General features: G+C 65.6%; 16 protein-coding genes. 6 read left to right on the top strand and 10 right to left on the bottom strand.

The genetic code is table 11. The annotated features are described in order from the left end of the window. Positions 1 to 145 precede the first annotated feature (145 nt). Positions 146 to 958 (top strand): undecaprenyl-diphosphate phosphatase, encoded by an 813-nt coding sequence (locus tag CFE35_RS21505; protein ID WP_292933826.1) that lies wholly within the window; start codon positions 146 to 148, stop codon positions 956 to 958. Positions 959 to 1496: 538 nt separating this feature from the next. On the opposite strand, the gene phhA is transcribed toward CFE35_RS21505, so the two are convergent. Then, complete coding sequence (gene phhA, locus CFE35_RS21500) at positions 1497 to 2435, bottom strand: phenylalanine 4-monooxygenase (protein WP_292933825.1); 939 nt, start codon at positions 2433 to 2435, stop codon at positions 1497 to 1499. A 108-nt stretch (positions 2436 to 2543) separates the two neighbouring features. Between phhA and ppk2 the strand changes: the two genes are divergently transcribed. The 5 genes from ppk2 to ribA all read left to right on the top strand — a co-directional run bounded on the left by ppk2 (position 2544) and on the right by ribA (position 6525). Beyond that, the gene (ppk2, locus tag CFE35_RS21495; protein ID WP_292933823.1) at positions 2544 to 3332 is read left to right on the top strand and encodes a polyphosphate kinase 2; all 789 of its coding nucleotides are present in this window, start codon (positions 2544 to 2546) and stop codon (positions 3330 to 3332) included. A 102-nt stretch (positions 3333 to 3434) separates the two neighbouring features. Next, a complete protein-coding gene (rpmG, locus tag CFE35_RS21490; RefSeq protein WP_054106051.1) occupies positions 3435 to 3602 on the top strand; it encodes a 50S ribosomal protein L33 in 168 nt (55 codons plus the stop codon). Between the two features lie 81 nt (positions 3603 to 3683). Continuing rightward, a complete protein-coding gene (locus tag CFE35_RS21485; RefSeq protein ID WP_292933822.1) occupies positions 3684 to 4370 on the top strand; it encodes an outer membrane lipoprotein carrier protein LolA in 687 nt (228 codons plus the stop codon). 284 nt (positions 4371 to 4654) lie between these two features. Beyond that, positions 4655 to 5458 carry an exodeoxyribonuclease III gene (locus tag CFE35_RS21480; protein ID WP_292933820.1) on the top strand — a complete coding sequence of 268 codons (804 nt, stop codon included), beginning with the start codon at positions 4655 to 4657 and terminating at the stop codon, positions 5456 to 5458. Further along, entirely contained in the window at positions 5455 to 6525 is a 1071-nt protein-coding gene (ribA, locus tag CFE35_RS21475; RefSeq protein ID WP_292933818.1) for a GTP cyclohydrolase II, read from the top strand. The genes CFE35_RS21480 and ribA overlap by 4 nt, the downstream gene beginning before the upstream one ends. A 34-nt stretch (positions 6526 to 6559) precedes the next feature. Here the strand turns inward: ribA and CFE35_RS21470 are convergent, their stop codons facing one another. From CFE35_RS21470 to CFE35_RS21430, 9 genes are all read right to left on the bottom strand, one after another. Continuing rightward, positions 6560 to 7003, bottom strand: coding sequence for a DUF2721 domain-containing protein (locus CFE35_RS21470; RefSeq protein ID WP_292933816.1), 444 nt, complete (start codon positions 7001 to 7003; stop codon positions 6560 to 6562). A 10-nt stretch (positions 7004 to 7013) separates the two neighbouring features. Next, entirely contained in the window at positions 7014 to 7826 is an 813-nt protein-coding gene (locus CFE35_RS21465) for a class I mannose-6-phosphate isomerase (protein ID WP_292933845.1), read from the bottom strand. A gap of 2 nt (positions 7827 to 7828) precedes the next feature. Then, a complete protein-coding gene (locus CFE35_RS21460; RefSeq protein WP_292933815.1) occupies positions 7829 to 8869 on the bottom strand; it encodes a sugar phosphate nucleotidyltransferase in 1041 nt (346 codons plus the stop codon). Between the two features lie 69 nt (positions 8870 to 8938). After that, positions 8939 to 9682 (bottom strand): TonB family protein, encoded by a 744-nt coding sequence (locus tag CFE35_RS21455; RefSeq protein WP_292933813.1) that lies wholly within the window; start codon positions 9680 to 9682, stop codon positions 8939 to 8941. A gap of 43 nt (positions 9683 to 9725) precedes the next feature. Beyond that, positions 9726 to 10523, bottom strand: a complete 798-nt coding sequence (gene fdhD, locus CFE35_RS21450; protein ID WP_292933811.1) for a formate dehydrogenase accessory sulfurtransferase FdhD — start codon at positions 10521 to 10523, stop codon at positions 9726 to 9728. Beyond that, the gene (locus tag CFE35_RS21445) at positions 10513 to 10737 is read right to left on the bottom strand and encodes a formate dehydrogenase subunit delta (protein ID WP_292933809.1); all 225 of its coding nucleotides are present in this window, start codon (positions 10735 to 10737) and stop codon (positions 10513 to 10515) included. Before CFE35_RS21445 ends, fdhD begins: the two co-directional genes overlap by 11 nt. Then, entirely contained in the window at positions 10734 to 13610 is a 2877-nt protein-coding gene (fdhF, locus tag CFE35_RS21440) for a formate dehydrogenase subunit alpha (protein ID WP_292933807.1), read from the bottom strand. Before fdhF ends, CFE35_RS21445 begins: the two co-directional genes overlap by 4 nt. Then, positions 13597 to 14115 carry a molybdenum cofactor guanylyltransferase gene (locus CFE35_RS21435; protein ID WP_292933806.1) on the bottom strand — a complete coding sequence of 173 codons (519 nt, stop codon included), beginning with the start codon at positions 14113 to 14115 and terminating at the stop codon, positions 13597 to 13599. The genes fdhF and CFE35_RS21435 overlap by 14 nt, the downstream gene beginning before the upstream one ends. Next, on the bottom strand, positions 14112 to 15247 hold a 1136-nt coding region (locus CFE35_RS21430; RefSeq protein WP_292933804.1), incomplete at its 5' end, for an NADH-ubiquinone oxidoreductase-F iron-sulfur binding region domain-containing protein. The genes CFE35_RS21430 and CFE35_RS21435, both read right to left, overlap by 4 nt.

Below are 15247 nucleotides of genomic sequence, written 5' to 3'. Positions count from 1 at the left end.
GCTGGGTGGGGGTGCGGGGCGCTTGCCGGAGAGGCCGTACCCCCTCCCCCAGCCCCTCCCCACTTGGGAGGGGGGCAATGATTCAAACGCACCGCGGTTTGCGCACGCTTGACAGAGAAGGCTCCGGCGGCGAGTCCCTGCGGCCATGGATACAACGATCACCGCCATCCTTCTCGGCATTGTCGAGGGGCTTACCGAGTTCATTCCCGTCTCATCGACCGGTCACCTCATCCTTGCGTCCGAACTGTTCGGCTATGACGCGAAGACGTGGGAGGTGTTCAACGTGGTGATCCAGCTGCCTGCGGTGATGGCAGTGGTGGTGCTCTATTGGCGCACCTTTGCCGATGTGGCGCTGGGCGCGCTGCGCGGATCGCGCGAATCGCTGGCGTTCATTCGCAACGTGCTGGCGGCGTTCATTCCGGCGGCCATTGTGGGCGTGCTGTTCAAATCGAAGATCGATGGGCTGCTGGAAAACCCGGTGGTGGTCTGTTTCGCGCTGATCGTGGGCGGCTTCGTGATCCTGGCGGTGGAGCGGCTGGTTTCGCACCAGACCTACCGGCCCGTGGGGCAAATGCCGCTCTCCCAAGCGATCAAGATCGGCATGATGCAGTGCATCGCAGTGATCCCCGGCGTTTCGCGTTCGGGCGCGACGATCATGGGCGCGCTGACTTTGGGCGAGAACCGGCGCACGGCGGCGGAATTCAGCTTCTTCCTCGCTGTGCCGACAATGTTCGGCGCGACGGTGAAGCAATTGTGGGACCACCGGCATGAACTGGCGGCAGGCAGCGGGCAGGTTGGTTTCACCGAGATCGCGATTGGCTCGGTCGTCTCGTTCGTGGTCTCGCTGATCGTGATCCGCTTCTTCATCGGCTTTGTCAGCAAGAGCGGGTTTGCGCCGTTTGCGATTTACCGGATTGTGATTGGTGCGGTGGGGCTGGCGTGGCTGTTCTGGGTGTGAGTTTTGGGGCGTAGGCGCACGGGTGGGAACGGCGAGAACTGGTGGGAAGTGGACAGTCCGCTCTTAGCTCAGCGAAGTGATTGACTCCCGTCGCCGGGATGGAAGACGAACGCCTTGCCTCGGGATGACGGGTCCCATCCAGCAGCTATCGCCTGATGAATGGAAACCTCGACACCCTTCTGGGTTACATCGGGGCGCTGTGGGATAGGCAAAGGTCGACCGTCATGGCCGCGAGGGTAAGGATATTCGATTACCAGTTCGCGACGAGCTTCATTAGCGACTTTTACCGAGATACATAGGCCCTTGTAGCCGTCGCCGCTGTTGCTCCACTGCGGCTCGCTAACAAGCTCCCACCGAACGGAAATTCCATCGATCGAGGCTGTTCCCTCTATCGTGCGCTTTCGACGCTTCTTCAATCCCCCAGCCATAAGGCGATCATGGCTACGCTATCGGAACCCGTCAATGTCGGCTTTCGGGGGGGCCTGCTTGGAAAGCTTTATGGCGATCTTTGGGCGAATGCCAACCCCCACCGCAATACCTAAACCGGCAAAGCCCCGCTCCCTCGCCCGCCGCGCAAGTGGTATTCCAGCGTGCCCCGGTGCAGCACATTGTCGACATCGATCACCGCGCTGCCCGCATAGGTAAACCCCGCCCCCAGCCCGCGATAGAGCCGGTCGAAATCGCGCTCCACGGTCTGGCGGTAGAGATCGGCGAAGCTTTCGATCACGAAGTACGTCGGCTGGAGATCGTCGATCGCGTAATCGGTGCGCATCACCCGGTCGACATGGAGCATGATCCGGTTGGGTGATTGCGCCTCCAGCGCGAACACGGCTTCGGCGGGGCCGGAGAGAATGCCCGCGCCGTAGGCCCGGAGGCCATCAGGCTCCAGGATCAGGCCGAACTCAACCGTATACCAATAGAGCGCGCCGAGCGCCTTCAGCCGGTTGTGCCGCATCGCTTTCCACCCGGCGCGGCCATATTCCTGCATATAGTCTGCAAACACCGGATCGGTCAGCATGGGCACGTGGCCGAACACATCGTGGAACACGTCCGGCTCCTCGATATAGTCGAACGACGCGCGCGTGCGGATGAAGTTGCCCGCCGGAAAGCGGCGGTTCGCAAGGTGCCAGAAGAACACGTGATCGGGGATCAGCATCGGCACCGGCACCACGCTCCAGCCGGTCAGCGCGCCAAGCTCGGCCGAAAGCCGCGCAAATTCGGGCACGCCGCCGCGCCCGAGGTCCAGCCGATCCAGCCCGCGCAGGAACGCACTGGCGGCGCGGCCGGGCAGCACGTCCATCTGGCGGGCGAAGAGATCATCCCACACCCGGTGCGCATCGGCGGCGTAGTCCGTCTGGCGGGGTTCCAGCCAGTCTTCGCCCACGTGGCCGGGGCGCTGCAGCGGCGCGGTGAACACGCCGACGGGCAGATCGGGCAGGCGCGCGAAATCGGCGGCGAGTGGGGCAGGATCAGACATGGTTTCAATTGCAACTTTTAACAGAGCCGCTGCGCCTGCGCAATCGGCGGCGATTGCCAAAGCGGCGGGGGTGCGACACTCTACCGATCCCGAGCGAGAGGAAACCGTGTGAGCAAGGACGACGAGCTGGGCCGCAAAGACTATGAGGAAGCGCTCGACGCCATGCAGAGCGCGCTGACCGCGATGGCAGGCTGGGCCAGCCAGACCGGCGCGCGCATTCTGGTGATACTGGAGGGGCGCGATACGGCGGGCAAGACCGGGGCGATCAACGCCATCGCGCAGAAGCTCAATCCCCGGCAGGTGCGCACGGTGGCCTTGGGCGCGCCGACCGAGCGGGAAAAGACCCAGTGGTACTTCCAGCGCTATGTGCCGCACCTGCCCTCGGGCGGGGAAATCGTGCTGTTCGACCGCAGCTGGTACAACCGCGCGGGCGTGGAAAAGGTCATGGGTTACGCCACGGACGCACAGGTCGAGGCGTTTCTGGAAGCGGCCCCCACGTTCGAGCGGATGCTGGTCGATGATGGGCTGCTCTTGTTCAAATACTGGCTGACCTGCGATCAGGCGGAACAGGAAAAGCGCCTTGCCGAACGGCGCGACGATCCGGCCAAGCGCTGGAAGATTTCCCCCATAGATGTGGCCGCGCGCGGCAAGTACCGCGACTATACCGATGCGCGCGAGGCGATGCTGAAGGCGACCCACACCAAGCACGCGCCGTGGACGCTGGTCGATTTCAACGACCAGCGCCGGGGACGGCTCACGCTGGTGCGCGATCTGCTCGGCCGGCTGCCGGTAAAGCCGGTGGCGCAGGCCGTGCCGGAGCTGCCGCCATTGCCCGGCCCGCCCGCGAAGGAGCGTTTCGACATACTCAAACCGCTGAAGGGCTTTAGCGACACTTGACTTTTGTGCGATTCGCTCACAACGACCAGCCCCTGTCTGGCGGCGTGGCAACGCGCCGCCGCATTCTTTTTACGCGCGCATTCAAGGTTTCAGGATAAAGTCATGGCCAAGCCCACTACCGTCAAGATCCGCCTGGTCTCGACCGCCGACACCGGCTTCTTCTATGTGACGAAGAAGAACCCGCGCAACACCACCGAGAAGATGGTGTTCCGCAAGTATGACCCGGTGGTGCGCAAGCACGTCGAGTTCAAGGAAGCCAAGATCAAGTAAGCTGCGCATGGCCCGGCTCACAGCCCGCTATCGGGTTCACGCCGGGTTCAACGCGTTTGCGGCACAGGCTGGGGGATGACGATGATCCGCACCCCTTCGCCCCGTCCGCGCCCTTTCCGGCTCTCCGCCCCTCGCACCATTCTGGCCGCCGCGCTCGTTGCGCTGGCGGCTTCTTCCGTGGCCGTGCCGGTGATTGCTGCACCGGAAGCGCCGGCCGCTGCGGTCAATCCGCAAGTCGATGCCGCCGTCGCCGCCTTGCGCGCGATCTCCACCTTGCAGGCCGATTTCATCCAGACCGACCGCAACGGCCAGCGCCTTGCGGGCGTGCTGACGATGCAGCGTCCGGGCAAGATCCGTTTCCAGTACCAGCCCGGCGTGCCGCTGCTGATCGTATCGGATGGATCGGCGCTGACGATGATCGACTACGAAGTGCGCCAGGTGCAGCGCTGGCCGATCCGCAACAGCCCGCTGGGCGCCCTGCTCGATCCGAACAAGGACGTGGCGCGCTATGCCACGCTCAACCCCACCGGCCATCCCGATGTGGTGAGCATGGATGTGCATGATCCGCGCCATCCCGAATACGGTTCGATCACCATGATCATGCTGAAGAAGGCAGGCGCGCCGGGCGGGCTTGAACTCAACAGCTGGATCGCGCTCGATTCGCAGAACCGGCGCACCACGGTGCGGCTTTCGAATCATCGCTACGGCGTGGCGCTGCCTGCGAACACCTTCCGCTGGAACGATCCGCGCACCACTGGCCGCAAGTAAGGCCCGGTCTGGCGGGCTGCTGGCCATCCTGCGACAATTTGCGACCAGCCTGACACGAGCCTGACAGCCACGTTCATCCGCCAGCAAGCGGCAGGCTCCTAGAAGGAAGGGGTCAAGACGGAACTGACCGGGTTCGCCCCCCCCTGTATCCCGGTCCTCTACTCCCCCTCCGCCTTGGCAGCGTGACGAACGCACAAGGAACCCTCGGACCACGCCCCCGGTCCGAGGGTTTTCCTTTTGGGGCATGGCTTGCCGCCTATGCCCAAGCCCCGTAAAGCCCGCGCATGACTTCTCCCACGCTCTCTGTCGCGACCTGGAACATCAATTCCGTCCGCCTGCGCATCGATCAGGTGGAGCGGTTCCTTACCGAGCAGGCGCCGGATGTGCTGTGCCTGCAGGAGATCAAGACGGCGGAATCCCTGTTCCCCCACGATATGTTCGAGCGCCTGGGCTATACCCACCGCGCCGTGCACGGACAGAAGGGCTATCACGGCGTCGCCACTGTCAGCCGCGTGCCGATCCGCGAGGTGAGCCGCAATGACTGGCAGGCCAATGGCGAGGCGCGGCACGTGGGGGTGGAAGTGCTTGGCCCCGGCGGCGGGCTGGTGCTGGAGAACGTCTATATCCCGGCAGGCGGCGATATTCCCGATCCGGAGGCCAATCCCAAGTTCGGGCAGAAGCTGGCATTTCTGGAGCGGATGACGCGCTGGGCCGAAGGGCTGGACCGGCCGACGCTGATCGTGGGGGACTTCAACATCGCCCCGCTCGATTGCGACGTCTATGATCACAAGGCGCTGCTCAAGGTGGTCAGCCACACCCCGCAGGAAGTGGCAGCGCTGGGCACCTTCGGCGATGCGCATGGCTGGGTCGACCTTGGCCGCAAGCATATCCCCGCGCCGCAGCGCAACTATTCGTGGTGGTCGTACCGCTCGTTCTGGCGCGAGAAGGATCAGGGGCGGCGGCTGGACCATATGTGGGCCACGCCGCAGCTCGCCGCGCAGTCCGTGTCGCACCGCATTGTCGAGGAAACGCGGCGCTGGGACCAGCCTTCGGACCACGTGCCGCTGGTGACGGAGTTTGCGCTTTGAGCGGAGCGACGCGTCAGGTGGCGCTGGCGCTCGATGCGCTGCGCCATGGCTGGGCGATTCGCGTCGAAGGCGAGGACGGCGCGCTTGATCTACTCCCGGCGGAAACCGCGTTCGCGCAGCCCGGGCTCTATGCCGCGCGGCTGCTGATCAGCCATGCGCGCGCGGCCACGCTGAAGCTGGCCAACCAGCGCGATGCGGCAGAACCACACATGCCGGTGATGATCCACGGGGCGGAGCCGTTTTCGCTCCACGCCGCGCGCACATTGGCCGATCCCGCGCTCGATCTGGCAGAGCCGATGCGCGGGCCGTTTCGCGCCGATCCCTGCACCGCGCATTCCGCTGCGGTGGCGGCGATGGAACTGGCGCGGCTGGCGGGAATCCTGCCGGCTTTCATGGTGTCTGCCGGGGTCGAGCCTGCGGCCCATGTCAGCCCCGCCGATCTTGCCGCGTTCAAGGATCCGCTGGAGCTGACCATTCAGGCCCGCGCGCGCCTGCCGGTCAAGCCTTGCGAACATGCCGAGATCATTGCTTTTCGCGCGCGCGATGACTTGCGCGAGCATGTCGCGCTGGTGATCGGCGAACAGTCTGGCGACCATGTCCCGCTGGTGCGCCTGCACAGCGAATGCCTGACGGGCGATGTGCTGGGCAGCCTCAAGTGCGATTGCGGGCCGCAGCTCGATACGGCGCTGGCGCGCATGGCCGAGGAAGCGAACGCGGGCGGTGGGTGGGGCCTGCTGCTCTATCTTCGGCAGGAAGGGCGCGGGATCGGCCTCATCAACAAGCTGCGCGCCTATGAATTGCAGGATCAGGGCTTTGACACGGTGGACGCCAACGAGCGGCTGGGCCTGCCAAGCGAGGCGCGCGATTTTCCCGTGGCGGCGCGGATGCTCGATCTGCTCGGCGTTTCGTCCGTGCGGCTGCTCACCAACAACCCGGCCAAAGTCGCGGCGCTGGAGGCAGTGGGCGTGACCGTTACCGAGCGGGTGGCGCATCAGCTGCCCGCCAATCCGCATAATGCACGCTATCTCGATACCAAGCGCGACCGGACCGGGCACCTGCTGCGCTGAGGTTTCTCACCGGCATGACACAGCGGTCTGGCGATCAGAGATCGCTGCGTTCGAGTTCGAGAAGTTCGGGCGGCAACCGCAGCGCCCGCGCGGCGAGGCGGGTTTCGAGCAGCAGGAGCACCAATGCCGCCATCAGCAGCGCGATCGCCGCGACGAACGTGAGCGCCGTCACCACGCGCAAGTCGGTTCCCGCGAGTTCGCTGAGGAACAGCGCGGCGACCGTGGTGCCGACAGCCAGCCCGCTGATCACCAGACACAGCAGCGCACGGCCGATATGCGCGATGCGCTGATCGATGATGCGCATTTCGAGCACGACCACATCGTGCGCGCTGCCTTCGGTGCCGGGGTGAAGGGTCTGCAGCTGGCGCGAGCGATCGACCATGCGCGCGAGGCGCGTGGTCAGGATATTCATGATGTTGCCGATTGCGACGAGCACGAAGACCGGGGCCAGCGCGAGCTGGATGGTCTGCGCGATCATTGCGGGATGTTCAGGCTGCACGAACGAGGATGCTCTGGCTTTCCGGCGTGAACGTGATTGCAGCGGCCGAAGGCGCAGCACCGCATTCGCCCGGGCGCAGGACGTGCTCGGCCAGTTCCACCTCACCCCGGCGCGGCAGCACCAGCGTGGGGCCATCGTATTCAGCGAGCAGCGCCGCATCGGGCCCGCCTTCGACCCGATGCGCGGTGAAATAAGGCCCCCGCGCCAGTTCGACCGTGCCAGCGGGCGCAAGGTGGCGATGCAGCGAGGGCGGATAAGGCTCGCCCTTGGCTACAGCGATCCCCTTGTCGAGATGGAGCGGACGCGGACGGCCATAGTCGTAGAGGCGGTAGGTGATATCGGAGTTCTGCTGGATCTCGATCAGGCTCACGCCCGCGCCGATGGCGTGGACGGTGCCCGCTGGAATGTAGAAGAAATCGCCCGCCTGCACCGGATGCCACAGCAGCAGATCCTCGATGCTGCCATCAAGCGCGGCGGCGCGCATCGCCTCCGCCCCGAGCGGTTCACGAAAACCGACGCCGAGCGTGGCGCCAGGCTCGGCATCAATCACCAGCCAGCATTCTTCCTTGCCCCTATCGTATTCGCCCAGCGCCTTGGCCTCGGCGTCGTCCGGGTGGACCTGCACCGAGAGCTTTTCGCTGGTGAAGATATATTTGACGAGGAGAGAGAACACCGACTCGGTCGGTTCGAACCAGATCTCGCCGATGCGCTTGCCAAACGGCGCGGCAAACGGGGCAGGAAGCTGGCTGCGTCCCCACGGCTTTTCGACCGTGCGGACGGCCAGGGCTCCGAAGGTTGGCATGCTCACTGGTTCACCGCTCCCGCGAGCTTGCCCACCTTCTGCGCGCCATCCGCTGTGCAGACCAGCACTTCGCCCTTATCTACCACCACGATGAGATTGCTGGCGCCGATGACGGACACGCGCGGACCATCGCTGTCGACAAGAACGCCCGTGCAGTCGATCAGTTCCGCCGGGCCGCGCACCGCATTGCCATCCGCATCACGATCCAGCGCTTCGTGCAGCGCCTGCCAGTTGCCGATATCAGACCATGCCATCGCGGCCGGGACCATGGCGGCGCGGGTGGTGTTTTCCATCACCGCATAGTCCACCGATTCGCCTTCGATCCGGGCAAAAGCGGCAGGATCGGGATGGAACCGGGTGCCTTCTTCGCGCCCCTGCGCGGCTGCGGCGCGCACTGCTTCCGACAAGGCGGGACGGTGCGCGGCGAGTTCGGCCAGGAATGTGCCGGCGCGGAAGGCGAAGATGCCGCCGTTCCACGCATAGCCGCCATCGGCGAGGAACCCCATCGCGCGCTCAAGATCAGGCTTTTCGACAAACTGGGCGACCGCAAAGCCGCCGCTGCCGGGAATGGGATCACCCCGGCGCAGATAGCCGAAGCCGGTTTCGGGCGCGGTGGCGGCGATGCCGAACGAGACGAGCCAGCCATCGCGCGCCAGCGCCGCCGCTTCACGCGCGGCGGCCTGAAACGCCGCGACATCGCCGATATGATGATCGCTCGGGCAGACGAGCATGATCGCGTCTTCCGGCAGGCGCAGCGCCGCCAGCGCGATGGCGGCAGCGGTATTCTTGGCCTCAGGCTCCACGATCACGCGGCTGGCGGCGAGATCGGGCAGCTGCGCCTCGACATGATCCAGATGCAGCGCCCCGGTGACGACAATTGGCGCACCGAAGCCAGCCTCGGCCGGGCAGCGCAATACCGTCGCCTCGAATAGCGTGGTGTTCCCCACCAGCGGCAGAAACGGCTTTGGCATGGCCTTGCGCGAACGCGGCCAGAGACGTGTGCCGCTGCCACCGCACAGTACGACGGGAATGATCGGATCCATTGCTATCCTGTTATGAGCCTTGCTTGCCGTATTCTAGGGTGATTGCACTTACACGGCATTAAGCGTCGATTATGGTGCGAACCAGCGCTGTTGCCAGCCGAATTCGGAGGTAATCGGATTGCCGGCACGGTCGGTCGCAGGGCGGAAGCGGAAGCGCTGGACGGCGAGGCGGCAGGTGATCGTATCGGCTTCGGCATCGGGACTGGGCTGATGGATGCGGCAGGCCGAAACGCGGCCGTCCGTACCAACAGTCAGCACCACAATCACGCTCTTGCCGATGCGCTGCTCGCGGGTGCGCGCGGGGTAATCGCGCGTGGCGGTGATATCGCCCGCGATCTTCACCGCGCGGCTTGCCCCTGATCCTGCGCCGTCACCATTGCCGCCGCTGCCAGTGCCCGCGCCCGTTGTGCCCCCGCCGGTGCCAGTGCCCGCGCTGGTTGCGCCCGATTTCGTGGCATCGCCGGTTGAGGCGGCCGGGGCAGCGGTCATCGCCTTTGTGGGAATGCGCGCGGGCGCGGCGGCAACGGGCTTTGGCTTGGCTTGCTTCGCAGCGGAACCTTCGGCACCTGCCGGTTCGGGGGTCGGGACCGGGTTGGCGGGTGGCGGCGACGGGGGCGGCGGATCTAGCGGCACGGAATAGGCGGCGGTGGCGGCGTTCTGAATGAGCGTGATCGCGCTGCCGGCAAGGCCCGTCGCGATGGCGAAACCAAGGCCCAAATGCAGCACGCCCACCGCCAGCAGCAGCCACGCGCGGGTACGGGGGCTGAGCGCGGGGCTTTCGCTGAAGCGGCTTTTCGCCGGGACATCGGTCATCGCCGCGTACCTTAGAGGAGCGGCACACGAATCGTAAATGCGATCAATCAGTCAGGAAGCTGTCGCCCCGCGCCAGCGACACCAACCGCAGCCCATGCGCGGCAGCCTGCTGCATTGCGAGAGTTGAGGCGGCGGAAATCGTGACCAGCAGCGGGCAACCTGCCAGCACTGCCTTCTGCACCAGTTCGAAGCTGCACCGCGCGGTGAGGACGATGAAGCCATCCCCCGCCCCGAGGCCAGCCTGCGCCATCGCGCCGAGCAACTTGTCGAGCGCGTTGTGGCGGCCGACATCCTCGCGCACCAGCCGCACGGACCCATCAGGATCGCAAAACGCGGCGGCGTGGACGGCTCGGGTGGCGCGGCCCAGCGGCTGGAGATCGGGCAGCGCAGACACTGCACGGAAGATCGCGGCGTCATGCACATCGAGCCGCGCAGTGACCGGCGGGAGCGGGCGCATGACCTGCTCCAGGCTCTCGATCCCGCACAGGCCACAGCTGCCTTCAGACAGGCGCAGCCGCGCGCGTTCCATCAGCGGGGCGGCATCATCGGCCGCGAGCTGGATTCGCAGCATCCAGCCGCCTGCGGGGACTTCGCTGGCCTGCGCGAACAAGAGCTGCGCAGGCGAAGCAATCAGCTGTTCCGAGAGGCAGAAGCCCAAGGCATAGTCGCCAAGGTCTGCCGGGGTGGCCATCATCACCGCATAGCCGAGGCCGTTGATCTCGATGGCAACCGGGGCTTCGATCGCCAGCAGCCGCTCGCGCGGGGCAGACGGGCGGCCATCGGCGAAATGTTCGACGTACTGATGCGGGACCGCAGCCGTTTCTGGCGCCTCAGCCTGCATGCGCGGCGAGCCGTTCCAGCGCCGCGCGGGCCACCGGATCGAGCGCCGCGCCTGCCGGTCCGTCCAGCACGGCAAACACATCCGCCTTCATCCGCACCGACCAGAAGGCATGGATATGGTCCGCGATCATCGCGACGGGGTCGGCCTCATGCGTCACGTTCCTGGCGATCTGGTTCGCCATGTAGATCAGCTTTTCGGTGGTGTGCGCGCTCATTCTGCTGGCTCCATCGCACCTTCATGCCCCTTGATCCGGCGCGAGCGCGCGGCCTGCGCCTCGTATTCCTCCTGCCAGTCGGTTGGGCCATTGGACGGGGTGATCTGCACCGCCGTCACCTTGTATTCGGGGCAATTGGTCGCCCAGTCCGAAAAGTCGGTGGTGACCACGTTGGCCTGCGTCGCAGGGTGGTGGAAGGTGGTGTAGACCACGCCCGGCGCAACACGGTCGGTCACCGTGGCGCGCAAGGTCGTCTCGCCCGAACGGCTGACAAGGCGCACCCAGTCGCCCGACTTGATGCCGCGGTTTTCGGCATCGGTCGGGTGGATTTCGAGGAGGTCTTCCTCGTGCCACACGACATTGGCGGTGCGGCGGGTCTGCGCGCCAACGTTGTACTGGCTGAGGATGCGGCCCGTTGTGAGCAGCAGCGGGAAGCGCGGGCCGGTGCGCTCGTCGGTTGGCACGTAGTCCGTCACCACGAACTTGCCCTTGCCGCGCACGAAGCCATCGATGTGCATGATCGGCGAGCCATCAGGGGCGGCATCGTTCACCGGCCACTGCAGCGAGCCTTCGGCATCGAGCCGGGCAAAGCTGACGCCCGCGAACGTCGGCGTAAGGCGGGCGATCTCGTCCATGATCTCGCGCGGGTGGGTGTAGTTCCAGTCCAGCCCCATCGCCTGCGCCATGAGCTGGGTGATCTGCCAGTCCTCGTAGCCATTCTTGGGCTCCATCACCTTGCGCACCGGCTGGATGCGGCGTTCGGCGTTGGTGAAGGTGCCGTTCTTTTCGAGGAACGTGGAGCCGGGCAGGAACACGTGCGCGTAGTTGGCGGTCTCATTCAGGAACAGGTCCTGCACGATCACGCATTCCATCGCGGCAAGGCCCGCCGCCACGTGCTTGGTGTCCGGGTCGGACTGGAGGATATCCTCGCCCTGGATGTAAATCGCCTTGAACAGGCCATCGGTCGCGGCATCGAGCATGTTGGGGATGCGCAGGCCCGGTTCGGGATCAATGGCTACGCCCCATTCTGCTTCGAACAGCGCGCGGGCACCGGCATCCGAAACGTGGCGGTAGCCGGACAATTCATGCGGGAAGCTGCCCATGTCGCAGGCGCCCTGCACGTTGTTCTGGCCGCGCAGGGGGTTCACGCCGACACCGCGGCGGCCGATATTGCCCGTCGCCATCGCGAGGTTGGCAATGGCCATGACGGTGGACGAGCCCTGGCTGTGTTCGGTGACGCCAAGGCCGTAATAAATGGCCCCGTTCCCGCCCTTGGCGAACAGGCGGGCCGCGCCGCGCAGGTCAGCGGCGGGAACGCCGGTGACCGGTTCAAGGAATTCGGGGCTGTTGCGATCAAGGCTGACGAAATCGGCCCAGTGGCGGTATTCTTCCCAATCGCAGCGCTCGCGCACGAAGGCTTCATCGGCCAAGCCTTCGGTGACGATCACGTGCGCCAGCGCGGTCAGCACCGCGACATTGGTGCCCGGGCGCAGCGGCAGGTGGAAATCGGCGCTGATGTGCGGGCTGCGGACCAGATCGGTGCGGCGCGGATCGATGACGATGAGCTTCGCGCCCTGCCGCAAGCGGCGCTTCATCCGGCTGGCGAAGACGGGGTGGCCGTCAGTCGGGTTGGCGCCAATCACGAGGATCACATCGCTGTCTTCGACCGAATCGAAATCCTGCGTGCCCGCCGATGTGCCGAACGTGGTCTTGAGGCCGTAGCCCGTCGGCGAGTGGCACACGCGTGCGCAGGTATCCACGTTGTTGGTGCCGAACCCGGCGCGGACGAGCTTCTGGACGAGGAAGGTTTCCTCGTTGGTGCAGCGGCTGGAGGTGATGCCGCCCAGCGCGTTGCGGCCGTACTTGGCCGAGATGCGCTTCAGTTCGCTGGCGGTGTGGGCGATGGCTTCGTCCCAGCTGACTTCCTGCCAGGGTTCGTCGATCGAGGCGCGGATCATCGGCGAAAGCACGCGCTCCTGATGCTGGGCATAACCCCAGGCGAAGCGGCCCTTGACGCAGGAGTGGCCGCGATTGGCCTTGCCGTCCTTCCACGGCACCATGCGCACGACTTCTTCCCCGCGCGTTTCGGCGCGGAAGGTGCAGCCGACGCCGCAGTAGGCGCAAGTGGTGACCACGGCGCGCTCGGGCTTGCCGATTTCCTTGACGGCCTTTTCCTGCAACGTCGCGGTGGGGCAGGCCTGCACGCAGGCGCCGCACGAGACACATTCGGACGAAAGGAAGCTGTCGGACGCGAGGCCCGCGCTCACCTTGCTGTCAAAACCCCGGCCTTCGATGGTGAGCGCAAGAGTACCCTGCACTTCATCGCAGGCGCGCACGCAGCGTGAGCACATGATGCACTTCGACGGATCGAAATCGAAGTAGGGGTTCGAAATGTCCATCGGCTGGGCGAGGTTGTTTGCGCCCTCAAAGCCATAGCGCACATCGCGCAGACCCACGGCGGCGGCCTGATCCTGCAACTCGCAATCGTTGTTGGCGCTGCAAGTGAGGCAGTCGAGCGGGTGATCGGAGATGTAGAGTTCCATCACCCCGCGCCGCAGCTTTTCCAGCTTCTTGGTCTGGGTATGGACCTTCATGCCTTCGGACACGAGCGTAGTGCAGCTGGCAGGTGTGCCACGCATCCCGTCGATCTCGACAAGGCAGAGGCGGCACGAGCCAAACTGCTTCACGCTGTCCGTCGCGCAGAGCTTCGGAATCGAACCGCCAGAGACGGCGGCAGCGCGCATGACGGTAGTGCCCGGCGCGACGGAAACCTCGCGCCCGTCGATGTTGAGCGTGACCGTCGCGGCGCCGCGAACTTCGGGCGTGCCGAAATCGGGCTGGGGGCGATAGGTTTCGCGTTCAGTGTCCATCATGCTGCTCCTGCGCGGACACAAGGTCTTCGCGCGTGTTGATATTGGCGGTTTTCGCCGAGAGAGTCACCGGGCGCGCACCGATCATTTCGGCGAAAGCGCGCATCGAATGCTTGGTATCGGTGGCGAGGAAAGCGTCCAGCGCGGGGGCGGCGCTCACGGGCCAGAGGCCGATCACCGGCTGGTCGGCCACGTAGGCGGGCGCAGGAGTGAGTTCGGCCCGGGTTTCGGAGCCGAGACCGCCGCAATCGACCCCGCAGGTCAGCACACTGGCATAGCCCTGCGCCTGCGCCTGATGCAATGCGGCGTTGATCCCGCCGAGTGGTCCCATTCCGGCGCGCGGGCGATCAGGAACATCGCCGCGACCGACCACGATTACGTCGTCGCACTGCGCTTCGAGCGAGGCCACCGCACGTGCAAGCAACGTCTGTCCACCGAGCGCGGCCAACGCCTTGTCGCTGCCGAAGCGCGAGGACTGCCCGCCTGCGAGGACCGCGCCGAGGATCACTCGGCGGCTTCCTGATCGGGCACGGCAACCCCGAAATCCTCGGGCCAGTGCTTCAGCGCCGAAAGCACCGGATAAGGCGTGAAGCCGCCCAGCGCGCAGAGCGAGCCGAACTTCATCGTCTCGCACAAGTCTTCGAGCAGCTCGATCTCGTCACCCAAAGTGCGCGGGGCCTTGCGGGCGTTGTGCATCTGGGGGAGTGTTTCGACCTTGTCGGCAGCGCGGCCAATGTCAGTACCTCTGCGGGCGCGGATGCGGTCGATCAGTTCGACGCCGCGCGTGCTGCCGATGCGGCAGGGGGTGCACTTGCCGCACGATTCCGCCGCGCAGAAGCTCATCGCGAAGCGCGCCTGCGCGCTCATGTCCGCCGTATCGTCGAACACCGTCAGACCGGCGTGACCGATCAAGCCTTCGGCTTCGGCAAAGCACTCATAATCGAAGTGGAGCGCATAATCCGCAGGCGGGTGATAGGCCCCAAGCGGCCCGCCAACCTGCACGGCGCGCACCGGACGACCGGAGGCAGTGCCACCGCCGATGTCGTTCACCAGTTCACCCAGCGTGATGCCGAAACCGACTTCGAACAGCCCGCCGTGCTTCACGTTGCCCGCCAGCTGGATCGGCATCGTGCCGCGCGAACGTCCGAAACCGACGTCTGCGTAAGCTTGGCCGCCATTCGCCAGAATCCACGGAACGGCGGCGAGGGTCAGCACGTTGTTGACCACGGTAGGCTTGCCGAACAGGCCTTCGAGCGCCGGAAGCGGCGGCTTGGCGCGCACTTCGCCGCGCTTGCCTTCGAGGCTGTTGAGCAGCGAGGTTTCCTCGCCGCAGACATAAGCCCCCGCGCCGACGCGGACTTCGACCTCAAACGGCGCGATGTGCGGCACGGCGAGCGCGATGGCCGCGTTCAGCTTGGCAATCGCGTGCGGGTATTCGCTGCGGACGTAGATATAGCCCTTGCCCGCGCCGACCGCGTGGCCGGCGATGGCCATGCCCTCGATCAGCATGAAGGGATCGCCTTCCATCACCATCCGGTCCGCGAAAGTTGCACTGTCACCTTCGTCCGCATTGCAGACGATGTACTTCACCGGGCCAGCGGCCTTGGCGACGGTGGTCCACTTGATCCCTGCCGGAAAGC

Source organism: Novosphingobium sp. PASSN1, from assembly GCF_002278815.1.
This window is presented reverse-complemented; position numbering and strand designations above follow the sequence as displayed.

Coding starts and splice junctions, on each gene's coding strand:
- CFE35_RS21505 (WP_292933826.1), top strand. CDS start 146: ATGGATACAACGATCACCGCCATCCTTCTCGGCATTGTCGAGGGGCTT.
- phhA (WP_292933825.1), bottom strand. CDS start 2,435: ATGTCTGATCCTGCCCCACTCGCCGCCGATTTCGCGCGCCTGCCCGAT.
- rpmG (WP_054106051.1), top strand. CDS start 3,435: ATGGCCAAGCCCACTACCGTCAAGATCCGCCTGGTCTCGACCGCCGAC.
- CFE35_RS21485 (WP_292933822.1), top strand. CDS start 3,684: ATGATCCGCACCCCTTCGCCCCGTCCGCGCCCTTTCCGGCTCTCCGCC.
- CFE35_RS21480 (WP_292933820.1), top strand. CDS start 4,655: ATGACTTCTCCCACGCTCTCTGTCGCGACCTGGAACATCAATTCCGTC.
- CFE35_RS21470 (WP_292933816.1), bottom strand. CDS start 7,003: ATGATCGCGCAGACCATCCAGCTCGCGCTGGCCCCGGTCTTCGTGCTC.
- CFE35_RS21465 (WP_292933845.1), bottom strand. CDS start 7,826: ATGCCAACCTTCGGAGCCCTGGCCGTCCGCACGGTCGAAAAGCCGTGG.
- CFE35_RS21460 (WP_292933815.1), bottom strand. CDS start 8,869: ATGGATCCGATCATTCCCGTCGTACTGTGCGGTGGCAGCGGCACACGT.
- CFE35_RS21455 (WP_292933813.1), bottom strand. CDS start 9,682: ATGACCGATGTCCCGGCGAAAAGCCGCTTCAGCGAAAGCCCCGCGCTC.
- fdhD (WP_292933811.1), bottom strand. CDS start 10,523: ATGCAGGCTGAGGCGCCAGAAACGGCTGCGGTCCCGCATCAGTACGTC.
- CFE35_RS21445 (WP_292933809.1), bottom strand. CDS start 10,737: ATGAGCGCGCACACCACCGAAAAGCTGATCTACATGGCGAACCAGATC.
- fdhF (WP_292933807.1), bottom strand. CDS start 13,610: ATGATGGACACTGAACGCGAAACCTATCGCCCCCAGCCCGATTTCGGC.